The organism is Paraburkholderia sp., from assembly GCF_050742655.1.
In the GTDB taxonomy this organism is placed as follows: Bacteria; Pseudomonadota; Gammaproteobacteria; order Burkholderiales; family Burkholderiaceae; genus Paraburkholderia.
The window spans coordinates 115,769-135,660 of the sequence record NZ_JBOIGG010000014.1 but is presented as its reverse complement, the minus strand read 5'-3'; the positions used below and the strand labels follow the sequence as shown (position 1 = coordinate 135,660).

Sequence of the window (19,892 nt, the reverse complement as noted above, 5' to 3'; positions counted from 1 at the left end):
TCATGTCACTGTCAGATCGCCTGTTTTCACACATGCTCGGCGGCCTCGCGCGCGATTTCGGCCAGCCGGGGATCGCGTGGCAGGTTGGCGTGCTGCTCGGCACGCTGACGCTGGCATGGGTGCTCGCGCGGCTGCTGCGGCGGACGCTCGACCTGCGGCGCCAGACGCGCTACCAGACGCTGCGCTTCGGGGCGGAAAGCCTGAACAAGGCGTTCTTCCCGCTGGTGGGCGGCGTGCTCGTGCTGATCGCGCAGGCGATCACCGAGCAGTTCATGTCCACGTCGCTGCTCGACCTCGCACTCGTGCCGCTGTTCGGGATCGGCCTGATCTACATCGTGTTCTTCGTCGCGCGGCGGGTGTTCGGCTCGGACGGTGAGACGCATGTGTGGCTCTCCCTCGTCGAGAAGCTCGTGTCGCTCGCGGTGTGGGCAGGCATGGTGCTCACCGTGCTGGGTATCCAGGACCAGGTGATCGCGTGGATGGCGAGCGTGCGGTTTCGCATCGCCAATACGCACATTACGCTGCTGTCGCTGCTGACCGGTATCTTGTGGGTGTGCGTGACGATGATCGTCGCGATGTGGCTCGGCTCGACCTTCGAAGACCGGCTGATGCGCTCGCGCACGCTCGATGCGAACCTGAAGGTGGTGCTCGCGCGCGTCGGCCGGGCGCTGTTGATCCTGGCCGCGGTGTTGATCAGTCTGTCGCTGGTCGGTATCGATATCACGGTGCTCGGCGTGTTCGGCGGTGCGCTCGGCGTGGGGCTCGGCTTCGGGCTGCAGAAGATCGCGAGCAATTATGTGTCGGGGTTCATCATCCTGATCGACCGCTCGCTGCGCCTTGGCGACACGATCAACGTGGGTGGCCTGCAGGGCATGGTCACGCAGATCCGCACGCGTTATACGGTGGTGCGCGGGCTCGACGGCAACGAGACGCTGATTCCGAACGAGAAGCTGATCACCGATGTCGTGCAGAACCAGTCGTCGTACCTGACGCGCGGCTATGCGAAGGCCGCGGTGCAGGTGGCGTACACGTCGGACGTCGAGCGCGCGATGGCGCTGCTGGTCGACGCGACCCACGGCGTAGATCGCGTGCTGCAGGAGCCGGCGCCGACGCCGTATCTCGCGAGCTTCGGCGCGGATGGGATCAATCTCGAACTCGGCTTCTGGATCGAGGATGCGGCGACCGGCACGGCCTCGGTGCGCTCGGCGGTGAACCGCAACATCTGGCGACTGTTCGTCGAACACGGCATTTCGATCCCGTACGCGCAGCGCGAAGTGCGCATCGTCGGCGGGGCCAGCGACATCCTGCCGCAGGCGGTAACAATGACCGGAGCCGCTGCGAACGAAGCGAGCCCGGCGGGCAACGCCCCGCCGGAGCCCGCTGCACGCTGAAGCACGCGGCCGCGGACACGTCGGAGCGGTGATTTTTTGGGTCCACCGAAGGCTCGCCCCCTTGAAGCGCAACAAAAAAATCCCCATTTGTTACAAACACTTGGAACGGTTCTAGTAAAATGCCGACGAACCCCGGCACATGCTTTCACTTTCTTGACACCCGCCTCGTGCGGATGTTTTTTCGAGCTACAGGTAGATGACCTTGCTGAACTCCTCGCTTGATTTTCTGGCCCACGGCCTGCTGCGTTTTTCGTGGTGGCAGATCGTGCTGTTCGCGCTGGCGATGACGCACGTGACGATCATCGGTGTGACGGTTTATCTGCACCGTCACCAGGCGCATCGCGCGCTCGATCTGCATCCTGCCGCGAGCCACTTCTTCCGGCTCTGGCTGTGGATGACCACCGGCATGCTGACCGGTCAGTGGGCTGCGATTCACCGCAAGCACCACGCGAAATGCGAAACCGAAGAAGACCCGCATAGCCCGCAGACGCGCGGCATCTGGAAGGTGCTGCTGGAAGGCGCCGAACTCTACCGCTCGGAAGCGAAGAACGAAGAGACGATGCGCAAGTTCAGCCACGGCACGCCGAACGACTGGATGGAACGCAACGTTTATTCGAAGTATCCGATTCTCGGCATCAGCCTGATGATGGTTATCGACGTTGCGCTGTTCGGGATCGTCGGCCTGAGCGTGTGGGCCGTGCAGATGATCTGGATTCCGTTCTGGGCCGCCGGCGTGGTCAACGGTCTCGCGCATTTCTGGGGCTACCGCAACTTCAACTCGGCCGACGCGAGCACGAACATCTTGCCGTGGGGCATCCTGATCGGCGGCGAAGAACTGCATAACAATCACCACACGTATGCGACTTCAGCGAAGCTGTCGAACAAGTGGTTTGAGTTCGATATCGGCTGGATGTACATCCGCATCCTGTCCGCGTTCCGTCTCGCTAAGGTGAAGAAGATCGCACCGACGCCGCGCCTCGCAGCCGGCAAGCTCGTGCTCGATCAGGAGACGCTGCAGGCCGTGCTCGCCAACCGCTACGAAGTGATGGCGCGTTACGGCAAGGCGCTCAAGCGTGCGTACCGCCAGGAACTCGCGCATCTGAAGGAAGTGGGCGCGCGCGAAAAGTATCAGCTGATGCGTGGCGCGCGCGGCTGGTTCCACAAGGAAGAGTCGGGTCTCGACGAACCGCAGAAGCGCCAGCTGCCGCAGATCTTCGCGAACAGCCAGAAGCTGCGCACGTATATCGAACTGCGTAGCGAACTGGCTTCGATGTGGGAGCGTTCGAATGTATCGCGCGAACAGCTGCTGACGCAGTTGCAGGACTGGTGTCATCGCGCCGAACAAAGCGGCATCAAGGCGCTGCAGGAATTCGCGATGCGTTTGCGCCGCTACGCCTGAGCACGAAATCCTTTAGAATTTCAGTACGTCAGAAAACCCCGCGTTGGCGGGGTTTTTTCTTTTGGAGGCCACCGCGCGAGCTGCATCGCGCGCTGCCTGGCCGCAGTGCAGAGGTGACTCATGAATCAGGCGATCAGGAGCGTCGAATACGACCGGCCGCAGGGGATGACATGCGGCGTGGGCGAGGCGTGGGCGAAGGTGCCGGACGCGCCGTCGGCGGAAGAAAGAGCAGCGTTGAAGGCACGCATCCGTGCGCTGCTCGCGCGCGAAAAGGCCGTGCTCGTCGCGCACTACTACGTCGATGCGGAACTGCAGGAACTCGCCGACGAAACGGGCGGTTGCGTCGCGGATTCGCTGGAGATGGCGCGCTTCGGTCGCGATCACGACGCGCAGACACTGGTCGTCGCGGGCGTGCGCTTCATGGGTGAAACCGCGAAGATCCTGAGCCCCAACAAGCGTATCCTGATGCCCGATCTCGACGCGACGTGTTCGCTCGATCTCGGCTGTCCCGCCGACGAATTCTCCGCGTTCTGCGATGCGCATCCCGACCGCACGGTCGTCGTGTATGCGAATACGAGCGCGGCGGTGAAGGCGCGCGCGGACTGGATGGTGACGTCGTCGATCGGTCTCGAGATCGTAGCCGACCTGCATGCGCGCGGCGAAAAGATCCTGTGGGCGCCGGACCGGCATCTCGGCGGCTACATCCAGAGCAAGACCGGCGCGGATATGTTGCTGTGGCAGGGCTCGTGTCTCGTGCACGACGAGTTCAAGGGCATCGAGCTCGATCTGCTGCGCGCCGAATATCCGCATGCGAAGGTGCTCGTGCATCCCGAGTCGCCGGCGGGCGTCGTCGCGCTGGCCGACGTGGTCGGCTCGACCACCCAGCTGATCGATGCGGCACAACGGCTCGACGCGACGCATTTCATCGTCGCAACCGACCTCGGCATCCTGCACAAGATGCGGCTCGCGGCACCGGGCAAGACCTTTATCGAGGCGCCTACCGCCGGCAACAGCGCGACCTGCAAGAGCTGCGCGCACTGTCCGTGGATGGCGATGAACGGCCTCGCCAATCTCGCCGACGTGCTCGAACGCGGTCACAACGAGATCGCCGTCGATCCGACCATCGGCGAGCGCGCGAAGCGTCCGATCGACCGGATGCTCGACTTCGCCGCGCGTCACAAGAAGCGTGTGCAGACGAGCGGCGATCTGGCGCGCGACGGGGGGCTCTTTTCGAATGTGGGGGCGGCGTGATCGGCGCGATGCTGCAGGGGTAGCTTGATGTCGCGTTGTCGATGCAGTAGCTATGGAAGGTGGCTGCAGCGGCTACCTGAGTGGTCGAATGCGTGTTGTTCGACTGCTTCGCTTTTGGCGCGATGCGCGACGCGGGTGATTTAACGCACGGCTCTTCGTCGCGTTTCATTGCCGGGTTGGAGAGTGCCATCGCGACGCGCGATGGCATTTTCATTCGAGCGCGCGTTACACGTTGCGGTTGCGCACGCGTTCCGGCGATAGCACCGTGGGCAGCGCCTTCGGCAACGCGGCCGGCCAGTCCCGGCTGAAATGCAGCCCGCGGCTTTCGCGCCGTGAACGCGCGCTGTCGACGATCAGCGACGCGACGTCGACCAGATTGCGCAGCTCGAGCAGATCGCGACTCACGCGGAAGTTTGCGTAGAACTCGTGGATCTCGTCGCGCAGCATCGCGAGCCGATGTTTCGCACGCGCAAGGCGCTTGTCGGTCCGCACGATCCCAACGTAATTCCACATCAGTCGGCGCAGTTCGTCCCAGTTGTGCGCGACGACCACTTCTTCATCGGGATCGGACACGCGGCTTTCGTCCCAATCCGGCAGCGGCGCGTAGGCCGCAGCGCTGAAGCCTTCTTCCTCGATCGCGGCGGCGGCCGAGCGGCCGATCACGATACATTCGAGCAGCGAGTTGCTCGCGAGCCGGTTCGCGCCGTGCAGGCCCGTGCACGACGTCTCGCCGACCGCATAGAGACCGGCAAGATCAGTCCTGCCGGCCAGATCGGTCACGACGCCGCCGCACGTGTAGTGCGCGGCCGGCACGACCGGAATTGGCTCTTTCGTGATGTCGATGCCGAACTCGCGGCAACGTGCGAGGATCGTCGGGAAGTGTTCCTCGAGAAATGCCGCTGGCTGATGACTGATGTCCAGATACACGCAATCGATGCCGCGCTTCTTGATCTCGAAGTCGATTGCACGCGCGACGACGTCGCGTGGCGCCAGTTCGGCGCGCTCGTCGTGGTTCGGCATGAAGCGCGTGCCGTCGGGCAGCTTGAGAATGCCGCCTTCGCCGCGCACCGCTTCCGAGATCAGGAACGACTTCGCGTACGGATGGAACAGGCAGGTCGGATGGAACTGGATGAACTCCATGTTCGACACGCGACAGCCGGCTCGCCAGGCCATCGCGATGCCGTCGCCGGTCGCCGTGTCGGGGTTCGTCGTGTAGAGATAGACCTTGCCCGCGCCGCCGGTCGCAAGCACGGTGTGCGGCGCTTCGATCGTGACGGTGCGGCCGCTCGCGAGGTCGAGCGCGTACAGGCCGTGGCAGCGACGCCCGGGCAGGCCGAGGCGGTCCGATGTGATCAGGTCGATTGCGTAGTGATCTTCTAGCAGCGTGATATTCGGATGGCGCCGGACCCGTTCGCTGAGCGTCGCGATGACGGCGTGGCCAGTCGCGTCGGCGGCGTGAATGATGCGGCGGTGGCTGTGGCCGCCTTCGCGAGTCAGATGAAAGCCGAGTTCGGCCGCATCGTCTTTCGTGAAGGGCACGCCCTGCGCGATCAACCAGTCGATTGCGTCGCGGCCGTGCTCGACGATGAAGCGCGTCGCCGCTTCGTCACAGAGACCGGCGCCGGCAACGAGCGTATCGCGGACGTGGTTGTCGACGCTATCGGTCGAATCGAGCACGGCCGCGATGCCGCCTTGCGCCCAATCGCTCGCGCCGTCGGTCAACGAGCGTTTGGCTATTACCGCGACGCGCCGCGTTTCCGCCAGATTCAGTGCGACGCTCAAACCCGCGAGCCCGCTGCCGACAATCGCCACATCGAAGTTCATGCTCTGCTTCTCCGTTTTTCGCTGTTGTTGCGACGCGTGCGCCTGCCTGCATGCCGCGCGTCCCGGCAAACGAAAGAGGATACGCGCGGGCGCCTGGGAGGGAAAGCTCGCAGGATCACGGCTCGAGAAAAGGCGGGAGTGAGGTTAAAGCCTGGGAGAAAACAAAAAGCCCCGCAGAGGCGGGGCTTTTTCGTTGCAGCAGGAACCGAGATTACTTGATCTTGGTTTCCTTGTACGCCACATGCTTGCGGGCGACGGGATCGAACTTCGAGATCTCCATCTTTTCCGGCATGTTGCGCTTGTTCTTCGTCGTCGTGTAGAAGTGACCCGTACCTGCGGTCGATTCCAGCTTGATCTTGTCGCGTGCGCCCTTGGCCATGATTTACTCCTTACGCTACACCGCGTGCGCGCACATCTGCGAGCACGGTGTCGATGCCGTTCTTGTCGATCAGGCGCAGGCCGGCGTTCGAAACGCGCAGACGCACCCAACGGTTTTCGCTTTCGACCCAGAAACGGCGATTTTGCAGATTCGGGAGGAAACGACGCTTGGTCTTGTTGTTCGCGTGGGAAACGTTATTGCCGCTCATCGGCGCTTTCCCAGTTACTTGGCATACGCGTGCCATGAGAGCACTCCTAATACGCTTAAATTCTGAGTTCGACGCCACGAAAGTTTCCGAAAAGCGAATGCACCGATGGTTGGCGCTTTCTCTAGGTTTTCGGAAGACCTCGACCGACTGGCTTCAGAACAGGGTTGGAAAGAAGCAAACCGCGATTCTAGCAGAAAAAAAGCCGAAAAATCAAACCTTATTTGCGGACCGGAAGTGGGCTGCATGGCCGCCGGGAATGCCTCGGCAGGGCGCGGCGGCGGGGCGGCAGGCCTCACGGCAGCCCGGCGCGGGCGAACGAGAAGGTCTCCTGCGCCCCGACGATCAAATGATCGATCAGCTGCACGTCGATCAAGGCCAACGTTTCGCGCAGCATACGGGTGAGCCGCCGGTCGCTGGCGCTCGGCTTGACCGCGCCGGAAGGGTGATTATGCGCGACGATCAGCCCGGCCGCATTAAGCGCGAGCGTGCGCCGCACGATTTCGCGTGGGTAGACCGCCATACGGGTCAGCGAGCCGCGCGAACTCTCCTCCGAGCGGATCAGCCGGTGCCGCGCGTCGAGAAACAGGCTGACGAACACTTCATAGGGACGCGTGCCGATCAGCAGGCGGAGATAGTCTTCCACCGCTTCCGGCGAATCGATCACTGGGCGCTCGCGGATTTTTTCGGCGAGCGCCCGGCGGGCGGTCTCCAGAATGGCGAGCAACTGAGCCGTCTTGGCGGGCCCGATGCCGCGAATCCCGCCGAAATCGCCGGGTGTCGCGTCGAGCATCGCACGCAGCGAGCCGAAGCGGGACAGCAGCGAGCGTGCGAGCTCGAGCACGTTTTGGCCCGGGAGCCCGCAGCCGAGCACCAGCGCAATGAGTTCGACGTCCGTCAACGTACCGGGCCCCGCTTCGAGCAACCGTTCGCGCGGCATATCGTGATGCATCCGGCGGCCGCGACGTGGGGGCGCAGCAGCAGGCACACCGGCGACCAGCGCACGGGTGGCCACCACGGCCGGGGCATCGGGCGATGCGTCAATCGTGGTGTCGACGTGCAAACAAAGGTTGTCGTTCATGCGCGACCTGCGTGAGTAGGGGCGATGCCCGGCATGCTGCGACGGGCGCACGACCGGGGCGGGATATGTGGCTTACAATAGAGCCTTTGCGCGTCGCGCCGCAATGCGCGCGCCGTGCGCACCGACTGCGCCGGCGGCGCGTTCCGACTGAATGAGTACCGCATGAGCATCATCGACATTTCCGAAGTGAAACCCGGTTCGCACGTGACGCTTCACTACCGGCTTTCGCTCGCCGATGGCGCCGACATCATCAATACGTTCGCCGACAAGCCGGCGACGCTGTTACTGGGTGCAGGGCAACTGGCGCCTCCGCTTGAAGACATTCTGCTGGGGTTGAAGGTGGGTCACCACTCGACCTTTCGGCTAGCGCCCGGCGCCGCATTCGGTCCGCGCAATCCGGAGCTGATCCAGCGCGTGTCGCTCGCGACGCTGCGCGAAAACAGCATGATTGGCGAGGATTTTTCTCCGGGCGATCTCGTCGAATTCAATGCACCGGGCGGCGGACGTTACGCGGGCGTGCTGAAGGAAGTCGGCGAAACGTCCGCCCTGTTCGATTTCAATCACCCGCTCGCCGGCCAGCCGCTGGCGTTCGAAGTGAAAATCATCGGGATTCTGTAAATATCATGAGCATCACGGACACGACCCTCGCCGACACCGAAATCCTGCTGGCGCAGCCACGCGGATTCTGTGCCGGCGTCGACCGGGCGATCGAAATCGTCGAGCGGGCAATCCAGTTGCACGGTTCGCCGATCTATGTGCGCCACGAGATCGTCCACAACGCGTACGTCGTCGAGGATCTGCGCAAGAAGGGCGCGATTTTTATCGAGCAACTCGAAGAAGTGCCTGCCGGCAATACGGTGATCTTCAGCGCGCACGGCGTGTCGAAGGCCGTGCGCAGCGAAGCGGAATCTCGCGGGCTGCGCGTGTACGACGCGACCTGTCCGCTCGTGACCAAAGTGCACATCGAGGTCGCGAAAATGCGTCAGGACGGCTTCGACATCGTGATGATCGGCCACAAGGGCCATCCCGAAGTGGAAGGCACGATGGGACAGACGGGCGAGGGCATGTATCTCGTCGAAGACATCGAGGACGTGCAGGCGCTGTCGCTGACGGACCCTGAACGGATCGCGTTCGTTACGCAGACCACGCTGTCCGTCGACGATGCCGCGGAAATCATCGCGGCGCTCAAGTCGAAATATCCGTCGATCCGCGAACCGAAGAAGCAGGACATCTGCTACGCGACGCAGAACCGCCAGGACGCGGTGAAGTTCATGGCGCCGCAGTGCGACGTGGTGATCGTCGTCGGCAGCCCGAACAGCTCGAACTCGAACCGGCTGCGCGAAGTGGCCGAAAAGCGCGGCATCCCTGCCTATATGGTCGATTCGCCGGACCAGATCGATCCCGCGTGGATCGTCGGCAAGCGGCGCATCGGCGTGACGGCCGGCGCGTCGGCGCCCGAAGTGCTTGCGCAGGCGGTAATTGCGAGACTGCACGAGCTGGGCGTGCGCAACGTGCGCGCGCTCGAAGGCATCGAGGAAAACATCGCGTTTCCGCTGCCACGCGGGTTGGGTCTGCCCGCCTGATCCAGTCCCTCGCCAATAAAAAAGCGCGCTTCGGCGCGCTTTTTTATTGCTCGCTCGCCTTCTTGAAAATTAAGGGGCGCATCATCAAAAATGCCGCTTCGGCACGCATTCGTAGCCACTATTTTCGACGCGAGCGCGATTATTTCGGGCACCTTCACCCCACTCGATCCCCATTTCCACCGAAATCGGCTGTTCACTGGATTTTTGGTGGTCCAAACTCGTCCGCGCGGACGGGTTGATCCAAAACCCGTCCGCTTCAATGATTACGAGGCTCCTTAACCAGACCGTCGCAACACTTGGTGACGGTCATCTCAAATATGGTGCAACTGATGCGCGAAAAGCAGGCGCAACCAGGTTGCGCCAGCGACCGGGAGTGCGGCTAAAAATAAGGTTGCAATGCAGGAAAACCCTGCCGGTTCAATATATTGGCCGCCGCATAATTGGAGTTACAATGCGCGCGTTTCTGGAGCCCTGTGGGCCTTGGGACAGCGGATTTTGCAAGGCGCGGGAGACCAGTTAATGCGAGTCAAGTTTGCTTACGCGGAGTCCATCGCGGCCGCGGTTGCACTATTGACCGCTTACGGCAAAAAGAGCGATGGCGAGGCGGGCAACGGTGCGTCGGTGGCAGTGGCCGCGGCAGTATCGGCAGGCAGCGTTACGGCGGTGAAGATCGGCCATACGGCTCCTTTGACGAGGGGCATCGCGCATCTCGGCAAGGACAACGAAAATGGGGCGCGGTTGGCGGTCGAAGAAATCAACGCACAGGGTCTGACGGTCGACGGTCGTCGCATCGAGAGGCAATTCGACGGGCAGCACGACGCGGCCGATCCGAAAGCCTGCACGCAGGCGGCGCGGGCGCTTGTCGACGATCACGCCGACGCAGTGACCTGCCTGGCGAAGATCGTCGAGCGCAAAACGACGAACGACCTTGCCACGGATATCCGGGCGACTCTCACGAAGGTCACAAAGATCAGCAGCGTTCAGCCGGACGTCATCATGTCCAGCGGAATGAACGCGACGGGCGCGCCATTTATGAAGCAGGCGGCGCCCGGCAGCAGGGCAAAAATCCTTGGCGGCGACGGCGTGTGTACCGGCAAGGTAGGGGAGCAGGCGGAGATCGCCGTGCAGAACCTGGTCCGTTCAAAAGCGGGACTCGCGCTTTCGACTATGGACAAGGGGGCTGGCTTCGAAAAGAAGTCTGGCGACCACATTCACACGCCGGCGCAGATTGACGCGCCGTTCGCGTACGACGCCCTGTACGCGATCGTCGATGCAATGAAGCGCGCCGGTTCGATCGACGCGCCCAGAGTACTCGCTGCGACGCCGTCCACCGGTTACAACGAGGTGATCGGCGATATCGCATTCGACGACAAGGGCGATTTGAAAGACCACGCGATTACGCTTTACGACTTCAGGGACGGCAAAAAAGCGGTCCTCGACGTCGTGAAGATGTAAGACGGGACGTACAACGTGACGGCACCGAACCATCCTACGGTGCCGTTTTTGCATCCGCTGGCGGCAAACCCGCGACCGCACCCCGGTCGCGCGGCGCGACGCGAGCGGATAACCCTTACCGGTCTTTTACATCAGTACCCGCAGTGCCGTTGCGATTCCCCGACTCATCGCCGCCCACCGGCCGATGACGAACGCGAATCCAGTCGCACGGGCTAAGGAGCTTTAAATGGATATTTTCATCCAGCAGGTCCTCAATGGACTGGTGCTTGGCAGCGTCTACGCCATCATCGCACTGGGCTATACGATGGTTTACGGGATTCTCGGCATCATCAACTTCGCTCACGGCGACGTTCTGATGGTGGGCGCGATGGTGGCGTTGTCGGCCATCGGGGTCCTGCACAATCATTTCCCCTGGCTAGGCAATGTGCCGACGCTCATCATCGCGCTGGCGATTGCCGCCGTGGTGTGCTCCGTGGTCGGTTATACGATCGAACGGGTCGCGTACCGGCCGTTGCGCAAAGCGCCGCGTCTCGCCCCGCTGATCACCGCGATCGGCGTATCGATCCTGCTGCAGACGCTCGCGATGATGATCTGGTCGCGTAACCCGCTGCCGTTCCCGCAACTGCTGCCCACCGACCCGATCAACGTGATCAAGGCCACCGACACGACGCCCGGCGCCGTGATCTCGATGACCGAAATCGTGATCATCGTCGTCGCGTTCCTCGTGATGGGCGGCCTGCTGCTGCTGGTCCACAAGACGAAGCTCGGCCGCGCGATGCGAGCGATCGCCGAGAACCCCGGCGTGGCGAGCCTGATGGGCGTGAACCCGAACTTCGTGATTTCGGCGACCTTCATGATCGGTTCGGCGCTGGCCGCGCTCGCCGGCGTGATGATCGCGTCCGAATACGGCAACGCGCACTTCTACATGGGCTTCATCCCCGGTCTCAAGGCCTTTACCGCGGCAGTGCTCGGCGGCATCGGCAATCTGGGCGGCGCCATGGTGGGCGGTGTGCTGCTTGGGCTGATCGAACAGCTGGGTGCGGGCTACATCGGCAATCTCACCGGTGGCGTATTCGGCAGTAACTACCAGGACGTGTTCGCGTTCATCGTGCTGATCATCGTGCTGGTGTTCCGTCCGTCGGGCCTGCTCGGCGAACGTGTTGCGGATCGAGCGTAAGAAGGAGAGGAGCAAAATGACTTCCATTCAACCGATCGAGCCGTCCACGACGCTCATCCCCGAAAAGAACATGACGAAGACGCTGATCGTCGGCCTCGTCACCGCGTTCTTCGTGATTGCGGCGCCGATGATCATCGGCGCCGTCGGCGGCAACTACTGGGTCCGCGTGCTCGACTTCGCGATGCTGTATGTGATGCTCGCGCTGGGTCTCAACGTGGTGGTCGGCTTTGCCGGCCTGCTCGACCTGGGCTACATCGCGTTCTACGCGATCGGCGCCTATGTCGCGGCACTGCTGTCGTCGCCGCACCTGACCACACAGTTCGCGTGGATCGCCGCGATGTTCCCCAACGGCCTGCACGCGCCGATCTGGGTCATCGTGCCGGTTGCCATGGGCCTTGCCGCGCTCTTCGGGATTCTGCTCGGCGCGCCGACTTTGCGTCTGCGGGGCGACTACCTCGCGATCGTCACCTTGGGCTTCGGGGAAATCGTCCGGATTTTCATGAACAACCTCGACCGTCCGGTGAACATCACCAACGGGCCGCAGGGGATCACCGGCATCGATCCAATCCACGTCGCCGGCTTCAACCTGTCGCAGACCCACACGCTGTTCGGCTTCACGTTCACGACCGTGTACATGTATTACTACCTGTTCGTGCTCTGCGCGCTGCTGGTGATCTGGGTCTGTACGCGCCTGCAGCACTCGCGCATCGGCCGGGCATGGGCCGCGATCCGCGAAGATGAAGTCGCAGCCAAGGCGATGGGCATCAACACCCGGAATGTCAAGCTGCTGGCATTCGCGATGGGTGCGTCGTTCGGCGGTCTGTCGGGCGCGATGTTCGCGGGCTTTCAGGGCTTCGTGTCGCCGGAATCGTTCACGTTCTGGGAGTCGGTCGTGGTGCTCGCGTGCGTGGTGCTCGGCGGCATGGGCCACATTCCGGGCGTGATCCTCGGTGCGGTGCTGCTCTCCGTATTCCCCGAGTTCCTGCGCTCGACGATGGGTCCGCTGCAGAACGCGATCTTCGGTCACCAGATCGTGGACACTGAAGTGATCCGCCAGTTGCTGTACGGTCTGGCGATGGTGCTGATCATGCTGTACCGGTCGGAGGGTCTGTGGCCGTCGCCGAAGCATGAGGACAAGATCGCGAAGTTCGCAAGGCGCAGCGGCAAGAAGCCGGTGCGCGCGTAACGGACGGGTGGAGAGAACATATGAGCAATAGTGACATTCGACTGTCCGTCAAGGGCGTCAACAAACGCTTCGGCGGGCTGCAGGCCCTGTCCGACGTCGGCATCGAAATCAAGGCGGGGCAGATCTACGGACTGATCGGACCGAACGGTGCGGGCAAGACCACGTTCTTCAACGTGATCACCGGGCTCTACACGCCAGATTCCGGTGAGTTCAAACTCGACGGCACGAACTACACGCCGACCGCGGTGTATCAGGTCGCGAAGGCCGGCATCGCACGGACGTTCCAGAACATCCGTCTGTTCGGCGGCATGACCGCGCTGGAAAACGTGATGGTGGGCCGCCACGTGCGCACGAAACACGGCCTGATCGGCGCCGTGTTCCAGACGCCGTCCGAGCGCAAGGAAGAGCGCGAGATCAAGGAGCGCGCGGTCGAGTTGCTCGACTACGTAGGGATCGCGCAGTACGCGGACTACACGTCGCGCAATCTGTCGTACGGTCACCAGCGGCGTCTCGAGATCGCGCGTGCGCTCGCTACCGATCCGAAGCTGCTCGCACTCGACGAACCGGCTGCCGGCATGAACGCGACGGAGAAGGTCGAACTGACGCGGCTGCTCGACAAGATCCGCTCCGACGGCAAGACGATCCTGCTGATCGAGCACGACGTGAAACTGGTGATGGGCCTGTGCAATCAGATGACAGTGCTCGATTACGGTAAGGTGATCGCCCAGGGGCTGCCGCAGGATGTGCAGAAGGACCCGAAGGTGATCGAGGCATATCTGGGTGCAGGAGTCCACTGATGGCTACGGCAATGTTGAAAGTCAAGGGCCTGCAGGTCAACTACGGTGGTATTCAGGCCGTCAAGGGCGTGGACCTCGAAGTGGCGCAGGGCGAGCTGGTCACGCTGATCGGTGCGAACGGCGCCGGCAAGACGACGACCATGAAGGCGATCACGGGGTTGAAGCCGTACTCGGCCGGCGACATCGAATACATGGGCGAGTCGATCAAGGGCATTCCCGCGCACGAACTGCTCAAGCGCGGTCTCGCGATGGTGCCGGAAGGCCGCGGCATCTTCGCGCGGATGTCGATCATCGAGAACATGCAGATGGGCGCGTATCTGCGCAACGACACCGATGGCATCAAGGCGGACGTCGAGCGCATGTTCGGCTTCTTCCCGCGCCTGAAGGAGCGTGCATCGCAATACGCGGGCACGCTGTCGGGCGGCGAGCAGCAGATGCTCGCGATGGCGCGCGCGATCATCAGCAAGCCGAAGCTGCTGTTGCTCGACGAGCCGTCGATGGGTCTGTCGCCGATCATGGTCGAGAAGATCTTCGAAGTCGTGCGCGAAGTCTCGAAGGAGGGCATCACGGTGCTGCTCGTCGAGCAGAACGCACGCCTCGCGCTGCAGGCCGCGAACCGTGGCTATGTGATGGACTCGGGCACGGTGACGATGTCCGGCGACGCGAAGCAGATGCTCGACGATCCGAAGGTGCGCGCTGCGTATCTGGGCGAATGATCGAAGCTTGAGCGCTTCGTAAGCGCTGTTCCGGCGCACGAAGGCACACGAAAAAGCCGCATGCAGAATGAACTGCATGCGGCTTTTCCTTTTGTGAGTCAGCAGAGAATCAGGCCGCCACGCCGAGCCGTTTCCCGAAGCTGATCACCTCATCAGCGCGATAGCCAAGCGACTCGTAAAACGCGCGCACATCGGCGCGCGTCGATAGCACCTGCAGATTCAGCTTCGGACAGCCGCGAGCGTTCAGCGCCGCTTCCACGTGCGCGACCAGCTGCGTGCCGATGCCGAGCCGGCGTTGCGCGGGATCGACCGCGAGCGAGTACAGCCAGCCGCGATGGCCGTCGTAGCCGGCCATCACGGTGCCGATCACACGCGCCTCGCGTTCGGCGACGAAGAACAGCTCGGGCTGCGTGGCGAGCTTGTTCGCAATCGACAGGCGCGGGTCGCGCTGCGGTTTGTCCGGGTTCCGGTACTCGGGGAACACCGTTTGCCATAGCGCGATCACGGGTTCGGTATCGCGTGCGTCGAAGCAACGGATAGACAGGGTGTCGGTCATCGGCAGCGCTCCGGCAATCACAGCGAGTCGAGTATGGTGCGCAGCATCGCGAGCATCTGGTCGATCTCGTTGCGCGTCACGTTCAGCGCCGGCATGAAGCGCAGCAGGTTAGGCCGCGCGGCGTTCAGCAGCAGTCCGTCCGGCTGCATCAGGCGCGCCTTCTCGACGATCTGCGGACCGATGTCCTTGCCGAGCAGCAGCGCGCGCAGCAGTCCCTCGCCGCGTTCGCCCTCGAAACCGCGCTCGTTCGACAGTTCGAGCAGCTTCGTGCGCAGATACTCGCTACGCTCCCGCACGCCTTCGAGAAAGCCGGGCGCCGTGAGCTGCGAGATCACCGAATAGCCGACCGCCGTCATCAGCGGATTGCCGTTGTACGTGCCGCCCTGATCGCCGGCCTCGAACACTTCCACTTCTTTCTTCGCGAGCAGCGCCGCGAGCGGCACGCCGCCGCCGATGCCCTTGCCGAGCGTCATGATGTCCGGCTCGATACCCGACAGTTCGTACGCGAACAACGTGCCCGCGCGGCCGCAGCCGCTCTGCACTTCGTCGACGATCAGCAGGATGCCGTGCTGCTTCGTCAGCGCGCGCAGCTGCTGCATGAATTCGCGCGTCGCCGGAATCACGCCGCCTTCGCCCTGGATCGGTTCGAGCATCACCGCGGCTGTCTTGCCGGTGATGAGCTTCTCGACCGATGCGATGTCGTTCAGATCGGCCTTCGGAAAGCCCGGCACCTGCGGCGCGTAGATCGTGTCCCAGCCCGGCTTGCCGCTCGCCGACATCGTCGCGAGCGTGCGGCCGTGGAAGCTGTGATCGAACGTGATGATCTCGTACGCGCCGTCGCGGAACTTGCGGCCCCACTTGCGGGCGAGCTTGATCGCGCCTTCGTTCGCTTCCGCGCCGCTGTTCGCGAAGAACACCTTGTCGAAGCAGCTGTGCTCCGTGAGCAGGTTCGCGAGCTGCGCCATCGGCGCGTTGTAGAACGCCGGCGACGGGTTGATCAGCTGGCGTGCCTGCTTTTCCAGTGCTTCGATCATGCCGTCGTTGCAGTGGCCGAGACTGTTCACGGCCCAGCCCTGGATGAAGTCGAGATATCGCTTGCCTTCGTTGTCGTAGATCCACGACCCCTTGCCGTGCGTGAAAACGATTTCGGGCCGGTTCGTGATGTACATCAACGACTCGATCGGATACTCATTGAAATTCATGGCGACAGACTCCAGGCGATGCAAATGGAAGGGCCGGCAAAGGGCGGTTAATCGAGGACAACCCGACGACAACTCGAGGACAGCGCAAACGGGTGAAACGGAAATACAAAAAGCCACGGCATGCCGTGGCTTTCATGATTCGAACTGCATGCGCCTGAACGGCGCGAATCCGTGACGAGCCAGCGGCGCCCCTAAGGGAGCGGCGAGCGGCGACGTCGGAATTCGGACTGGATGCGGTTCATGCGCGAAAGAATACGACAACGCGCGCGCTCATGTAAACCATGAATTTCGCGTGCGCCGCCGCAGCCCCGTTGACGTGACCCGGTCAGACCGGGTTCGCCAGATCGGCGGCGCTCGTGAACGAATCCGCGTAGAACTCGTCTTCCGGCAGCCGATGATGCTGGGTGAAATCGCGCTGGGCCGACTCGACCATGACCGGCGCACCGCATGCGTACACCTGGTAGCCGGACAAGTCTGGCAGATCCTCGATGACGGCGCGATGAACGAAGCCCGTGCGGCCGGTCCACGCATCGTCCGCGTCCGGCTCGGACAGCACCGGCACGAAGCGGAAGTTCGGAACCTCCTTCGCCCACTGCCCGGCGAGATCGAGCAGGTACAGATCCTTCTTGCGGCGCGCGCCCCAGTAGAGCGTCATTGGCCGCTCGATGTTCTGGAACACCGCGTGCTCGATGATCGCCTTCAGCGGCGCGAAGCCGGTGCCCGAACCGAGCAGCACGATCGGCTTGTCGGAGTCTTCGCGCAGGAAGAACGTGCCGAGCGGCGCTTCGAAGCGCAGGATGTCGCGCTCCTTCATCGCGCTGAAGACGTGGTCGGTGAATGCGCCGCCGGGCATGTGGCGGATGTGCAGTTCGATCGGCCCTTCGGCGTGCGGCGCGCTCGCCATCGAATAGCTGCGGCGCTTGCCGTCCTTCAGGATGAATTCGAGGTACTGGCCCGCGAGATACTGCAGACGCTCGTTGGCCGGCAACTGCAGCTTCAGCACGACGACGTCGTCGGCCTTGCGCTCGATTGCGTTCACGCGGCACGGCAGTTTCTTCACCTGCACGTCGCCGACGCCGGCCACTTCGCGGATGTCGATCTCGAGATCGCTTTGCGGCGTCGCGCAGCAGAAGAGCGCCATGCCGCGGGTCTTTTCATCGTTCGACAGCGCCGACGACGAATGCGCGCGCTGCGCGACCTCGCCGCTCACCAGCGTGCCCTTGCACGAACCGCACGCGCCGTTCTTGCAGCCGTACGGGAGACCGATGCCCTGGCGAAGCGCGGCGGTCAGCACGGGTTCATCGGGTTCCACCTGAAACTGCCGGCCGCTTTGCCGGAGCGTGACGTTAAATGCCATAGAGAGATGATGAGATCGAAGGGTCGGTAATCGATGCATGCCGTTCGCGACGGCTACAATGCGTCCACCATGAAAGCGATACGAAAACTGCGTCGCCCGCGTGTGCTGATTGTCGGTTGCGGCGATGTCGGCATGCGCTGCGCCGAACAACTGCAACCGCGCGCTCGCGTCGTCGCGTTGACCACCCAGCCCGCACGATGCGCCGAACTGCGTGCCGCCGGTGTGACACCGCTGGTGGGCGACCTCGACGTACGCCGCTCGCTCATGCGACTCGCAGGGCTTGCGCCGACCGTGCTGCACCTGGCGCCGCCGCAGAAAACCGGCGATGACGACCGCCGCACGCGTGCGTTGCTTGCTGCGCTGAGTGCCCGCCGGGCCAGTCCCGCACGCGCTGCCACGATCGTGCCGGTGGCGCGTTTGCGGCGCTTGTGCACAGCACGGATGGAGCGCGAAACAGGCGCTATTGTACCCGACGGGGTGGTCCGGACCGCTCCGTGGAGCGTCCCGCCCAAGGTCGTCTACGCGAGCACGACGGGGGTCTACGGAGACTGCGGCGGCGCGCGGATCGACGAGACGCGACCGGTGCAACCGGCCAATCCGCGCGCGTTGCGGCGCGTGTCGGCCGAGCGCCAGTTGCGGCGCGCGACGGCGCGCGGCGCCGCGCGCGCGTGCATCGCGCGGATCCCCGGCATCTACGCGGCGAACCGCTTGCCGCTCGCGCGGCTCGAGAAGCGCACACCGGCGCTGATCGATGCGGACGACGTCTACACGAGTCACATTCACGCCGACGATCTCGCGGCGATCCTCGTGCGCATGACAACGCACGGTCGCACCGCGCGCGTGATCCACGCGTCGGACGACAGCGAGATGAAGATGGGAGCGTACTTCGACAAGGTCGCGGATGCGTATGGGCTTGCACGCGCACCGCGCATCGCGCGCGACGCGGCGGAACAGCAACTCGATCCGATGCTGCTGTCGTTCATGCGCGAGTCGCGCCGGCTCGTCAACACGCGGTTGAAGCGCGAACTGCGCGTGCGCCTGCGCTACCCCAGCGTAGACGATTTCCTGCGCACCCAGACTCAGACCCAGACCCATAGCGCGCACGAGCGCAAGACGTCGCCCGGGAGCGACGTCTGATCCCGGTTGCGCCGGCGCATCACGTCAGTGCGGGCAGTGCCTCGAGCAACAGGAAGCAGAGCATTGCACCGATCAGCGCGCCGATCAGGTTCGGATGATATTGATGCCTCAGATGCATCGCGGTCAGCAAGCCGCCGACCAGAATCGCGCCTAGACCCGTGAACGCAAGCATCACGTACGAGATCGCGAAATTGCCGTTGGTGTACATAGCACCCTCCCTTGTTTCCCTTGTAATGTTTGTTTAATCGAGTATAGGGTGCACTGTCAGGAAGGGCATGCTGCGACGCAACGCAAAAACGGCGCCGGCGCGCGCCGACGGGCGGCGGGCCTAGCTCCGGCGGGCTTTTGCGCGGCACGCGGGGTCCGTTAGATGTTTACCCCGTCAGTAAATTTCCTGAAGGATCTGGCAAGCTTTTGCCGACGAAAATCAGCCGCCGCGCAGCGCCGCGAGCTGGGCATCGTCGAGCCATTGCCATGCGCCTTCGACGAGCGCGGCCGGCAACATAAGCCCGCCGATCCGTTCGCGATGCAGCGCCTCGACGCGGTTGCCCGCGGCCGCGACCATCCGCTTGACCTGGTGATACTTGCCCTCGAGCACCGTCAGTTCGAGGACGTGCGAATCGCGCGCGCGGGCCTCGACGGCCTGGATGGGTTTCGCTTCGCCGTGCAGCAGCACGCCACCGCGCAGCGCAGCGAGTTGCGCATCGTCGAGCGGATGACGGGTCGTCGCGACATAGGTCTTCGGCACTTTGCGTTTCGGCGACGTGAACGCGTGGACGAACTGGCCGTCGTCGGACAGCAGCAGCAAGCCGGTCGTGTCCTGATCGAGCCGGCCGACGCACTGCACGCCGCGCGTGATGAACGGCGCGGGCAGCAGACCGAACACACTCTGATGATGCTGCGGATCGCGCGAGCATTCGTAGCCCGCGGGCTTGTTGAGCAGCAGATACGCGCGCTCGCGATACGGCCAGCGCGTGCCGTCGACCGAGAACGTCAGCGTGTCGAGTCTATCGGTCGCGACGTCGGCGTCGGGGTCGTCGCACGCGACGCCGTCGATCGCCATGCGGCCTTCCGCGATCAGCGCGCGGCACTGGCGTCGCGAGCCGAAGCCCTGGGTGAAGAGAACGCTTTCGAGATCCATGGAGAGAGAAGGCCAGTGGTAGCGACGTGCGCCCGCATTTTACCCGGCACACGCT

General features: G+C 63.4%; 20 protein-coding genes. 11 read left to right on the top strand and 9 right to left on the bottom strand.

The window, feature by feature from the left end:
* Positions 1 to 8: 8 nt before the first annotated feature.
* The 3 genes from ACREXZ_RS20170 to nadA all read left to right on the top strand — a co-directional run bounded on the left by ACREXZ_RS20170 (position 9) and on the right by nadA (position 4,041).
* Positions 9 to 1,391: a mechanosensitive ion channel family protein gene (locus ACREXZ_RS20170; RefSeq protein ID WP_431765938.1), complete on the top strand. Its 1,383-nt coding sequence runs from the start codon at positions 9 to 11 to the stop codon at positions 1,389 to 1,391.
* Between the two features lie 202 nt (positions 1,392 to 1,593).
* Positions 1,594 to 2,790, top strand: a complete 1,197-nt coding sequence (locus tag ACREXZ_RS20165) for a DesA family fatty acid desaturase (RefSeq protein WP_431765937.1) — start codon at positions 1,594 to 1,596, stop codon at positions 2,788 to 2,790.
* Positions 2,791 to 2,910: 120 nt separating this feature from the next.
* The gene (nadA, locus tag ACREXZ_RS20160) at positions 2,911 to 4,041 is read left to right on the top strand and encodes a quinolinate synthase NadA (protein ID WP_431765878.1); all 1,131 of its coding nucleotides are present in this window, start codon (positions 2,911 to 2,913) and stop codon (positions 4,039 to 4,041) included.
* A 225-nt stretch (positions 4,042 to 4,266) separates the two neighbouring features.
* Here nadA and nadB read toward each other — a convergent pair whose 3' ends face one another.
* The 4 genes from nadB to radC form a co-directional block, all read right to left on the bottom strand.
* Entirely contained in the window at positions 4,267 to 5,865 is a 1,599-nt protein-coding gene (gene nadB, locus ACREXZ_RS20155) for an L-aspartate oxidase (protein ID WP_431765877.1), read from the bottom strand.
* 211 nt (positions 5,866 to 6,076) lie between these two features.
* Entirely contained in the window at positions 6,077 to 6,244 is a 168-nt protein-coding gene (gene rpmG / locus ACREXZ_RS20150; protein WP_133647679.1) for a 50S ribosomal protein L33, read from the bottom strand.
* 10 nt (positions 6,245 to 6,254) lie between these two features.
* Positions 6,255 to 6,488, bottom strand: a complete 234-nt coding sequence (gene rpmB, locus ACREXZ_RS20145; RefSeq protein ID WP_431765876.1) for a 50S ribosomal protein L28 — start codon at positions 6,486 to 6,488, stop codon at positions 6,255 to 6,257.
* Between the two features lie 256 nt (positions 6,489 to 6,744).
* Positions 6,745 to 7,530: a RadC family protein gene (radC, locus tag ACREXZ_RS20140; protein WP_431765875.1), complete on the bottom strand. Its 786-nt coding sequence runs from the start codon at positions 7,528 to 7,530 to the stop codon at positions 6,745 to 6,747.
* A 162-nt stretch (positions 7,531 to 7,692) separates the two neighbouring features.
* Between radC and ACREXZ_RS20135 the strand changes: the two genes are divergently transcribed.
* The 7 genes from ACREXZ_RS20135 (at position 7,693) to ACREXZ_RS20105 (ending at position 14,444) form a co-directional block, all read left to right on the top strand.
* Positions 7,693 to 8,148 carry an FKBP-type peptidyl-prolyl cis-trans isomerase gene (locus ACREXZ_RS20135; protein ID WP_431765874.1) on the top strand — a complete coding sequence of 152 codons (456 nt, stop codon included), beginning with the start codon at positions 7,693 to 7,695 and terminating at the stop codon, positions 8,146 to 8,148.
* A 5-nt stretch (positions 8,149 to 8,153) separates the two neighbouring features.
* Entirely contained in the window at positions 8,154 to 9,113 is a 960-nt protein-coding gene (gene ispH / locus ACREXZ_RS20130) for a 4-hydroxy-3-methylbut-2-enyl diphosphate reductase (protein WP_431765873.1), read from the top strand.
* A 519-nt stretch (positions 9,114 to 9,632) separates the two neighbouring features.
* Entirely contained in the window at positions 9,633 to 10,568 is a 936-nt protein-coding gene (locus tag ACREXZ_RS20125; protein ID WP_431765872.1) for an ABC transporter substrate-binding protein, read from the top strand.
* A gap of 226 nt (positions 10,569 to 10,794) precedes the next feature.
* Entirely contained in the window at positions 10,795 to 11,745 is a 951-nt protein-coding gene (locus ACREXZ_RS20120; protein ID WP_431765871.1) for a branched-chain amino acid ABC transporter permease, read from the top strand.
* A 16-nt stretch (positions 11,746 to 11,761) separates the two neighbouring features.
* Entirely contained in the window at positions 11,762 to 12,931 is a 1,170-nt protein-coding gene (locus ACREXZ_RS20115; RefSeq protein WP_431765870.1) for an ABC transporter permease subunit, read from the top strand.
* Positions 12,932 to 12,951: 20 nt separating this feature from the next.
* Positions 12,952 to 13,728, top strand: a complete 777-nt coding sequence (locus ACREXZ_RS20110) for an ABC transporter ATP-binding protein (RefSeq protein WP_431765869.1) — start codon at positions 12,952 to 12,954, stop codon at positions 13,726 to 13,728.
* Positions 13,728 to 14,444: an ABC transporter ATP-binding protein gene (locus ACREXZ_RS20105; RefSeq protein WP_431765868.1), complete on the top strand. Its 717-nt coding sequence runs from the start codon at positions 13,728 to 13,730 to the stop codon at positions 14,442 to 14,444. Before ACREXZ_RS20110 ends, ACREXZ_RS20105 begins: the two co-directional genes overlap by 1 nt.
* 109 nt (positions 14,445 to 14,553) lie before the next feature.
* Here the strand turns inward: ACREXZ_RS20105 and ACREXZ_RS20100 are convergent, their stop codons facing one another.
* The 3 genes from ACREXZ_RS20100 to ACREXZ_RS20090 form a co-directional block, all read right to left on the bottom strand.
* A complete protein-coding gene (locus ACREXZ_RS20100) occupies positions 14,554 to 15,000 on the bottom strand; it encodes a GNAT family acetyltransferase (RefSeq protein ID WP_431765867.1) in 447 nt (148 codons plus the stop codon).
* A gap of 17 nt (positions 15,001 to 15,017) precedes the next feature.
* Positions 15,018 to 16,202: an acetylornithine transaminase gene (locus ACREXZ_RS20095; protein ID WP_431765866.1), complete on the bottom strand. Its 1,185-nt coding sequence runs from the start codon at positions 16,200 to 16,202 to the stop codon at positions 15,018 to 15,020.
* Positions 16,203 to 16,527: 325 nt separating this feature from the next.
* The gene (locus ACREXZ_RS20090) at positions 16,528 to 17,559 is read right to left on the bottom strand and encodes a CDP-6-deoxy-delta-3,4-glucoseen reductase (protein ID WP_431765865.1); all 1,032 of its coding nucleotides are present in this window, start codon (positions 17,557 to 17,559) and stop codon (positions 16,528 to 16,530) included.
* Between the two features lie 69 nt (positions 17,560 to 17,628).
* On the opposite strand from ACREXZ_RS20090, the gene ACREXZ_RS20085 reads away from it, so the two are divergent.
* Positions 17,629 to 18,696 (top strand): NAD-dependent epimerase/dehydratase family protein, encoded by a 1,068-nt coding sequence (locus tag ACREXZ_RS20085; protein WP_431765864.1) that lies wholly within the window; start codon positions 17,629 to 17,631, stop codon positions 18,694 to 18,696.
* Positions 18,697 to 18,715: 19 nt separating this feature from the next.
* Here the strand turns inward: ACREXZ_RS20085 and ACREXZ_RS20080 are convergent, their stop codons facing one another.
* Entirely contained in the window at positions 18,716 to 18,904 is a 189-nt protein-coding gene (locus ACREXZ_RS20080) for a hypothetical protein (protein ID WP_431765863.1), read from the bottom strand.
* Positions 18,905 to 19,123: 219 nt separating this feature from the next.
* A complete protein-coding gene (locus ACREXZ_RS20075) occupies positions 19,124 to 19,837 on the bottom strand; it encodes a pseudouridine synthase (protein WP_431765862.1) in 714 nt (237 codons plus the stop codon).
* Between the last annotated feature and the right edge of the window lie 55 nt (positions 19,838 to 19,892).

Bases quoted from the DNA above. Each gene is read 5' to 3' on its own strand.
- nadA (WP_431765878.1), top strand. From the start codon at position 2,911: ATGAATCAGGCGATCAGGAGCGTCGAATACGACCGGCCGCAGGGGATG.
- nadB (WP_431765877.1), bottom strand. From the start codon at position 5,865: ATGAACTTCGATGTGGCGATTGTCGGCAGCGGGCTCGCGGGTTTGAGC.
- rpmG (WP_133647679.1), bottom strand. From the start codon at position 6,244: ATGGCCAAGGGCGCACGCGACAAGATCAAGCTGGAATCGACCGCAGGT.
- rpmB (WP_431765876.1), bottom strand. From the start codon at position 6,488: ATGGCACGCGTATGCCAAGTAACTGGGAAAGCGCCGATGAGCGGCAAT.
- radC (WP_431765875.1), bottom strand. From the start codon at position 7,530: ATGAACGACAACCTTTGTTTGCACGTCGACACCACGATTGACGCATCG.
- ACREXZ_RS20135 (WP_431765874.1), top strand. From the start codon at position 7,693: ATGAGCATCATCGACATTTCCGAAGTGAAACCCGGTTCGCACGTGACG.
- ispH (WP_431765873.1), top strand. From the start codon at position 8,154: ATGAGCATCACGGACACGACCCTCGCCGACACCGAAATCCTGCTGGCG.
- ACREXZ_RS20125 (WP_431765872.1), top strand. From the start codon at position 9,633: ATGCGAGTCAAGTTTGCTTACGCGGAGTCCATCGCGGCCGCGGTTGCA.
- ACREXZ_RS20120 (WP_431765871.1), top strand. From the start codon at position 10,795: ATGGATATTTTCATCCAGCAGGTCCTCAATGGACTGGTGCTTGGCAGC.
- ACREXZ_RS20115 (WP_431765870.1), top strand. From the start codon at position 11,762: ATGACTTCCATTCAACCGATCGAGCCGTCCACGACGCTCATCCCCGAA.
- ACREXZ_RS20110 (WP_431765869.1), top strand. From the start codon at position 12,952: ATGAGCAATAGTGACATTCGACTGTCCGTCAAGGGCGTCAACAAACGC.
- ACREXZ_RS20105 (WP_431765868.1), top strand. From the start codon at position 13,728: ATGGCTACGGCAATGTTGAAAGTCAAGGGCCTGCAGGTCAACTACGGT.
- ACREXZ_RS20100 (WP_431765867.1), bottom strand. From the start codon at position 15,000: ATGACCGACACCCTGTCTATCCGTTGCTTCGACGCACGCGATACCGAA.
- ACREXZ_RS20095 (WP_431765866.1), bottom strand. From the start codon at position 16,202: ATGAATTTCAATGAGTATCCGATCGAGTCGTTGATGTACATCACGAAC.
- ACREXZ_RS20090 (WP_431765865.1), bottom strand. From the start codon at position 17,559: ATGGCATTTAACGTCACGCTCCGGCAAAGCGGCCGGCAGTTTCAGGTG.
- ACREXZ_RS20085 (WP_431765864.1), top strand. From the start codon at position 17,629: ATGAAAGCGATACGAAAACTGCGTCGCCCGCGTGTGCTGATTGTCGGT.
- ACREXZ_RS20080 (WP_431765863.1), bottom strand. From the start codon at position 18,904: ATGTACACCAACGGCAATTTCGCGATCTCGTACGTGATGCTTGCGTTC.
- ACREXZ_RS20075 (WP_431765862.1), bottom strand. From the start codon at position 19,837: ATGGATCTCGAAAGCGTTCTCTTCACCCAGGGCTTCGGCTCGCGACGC.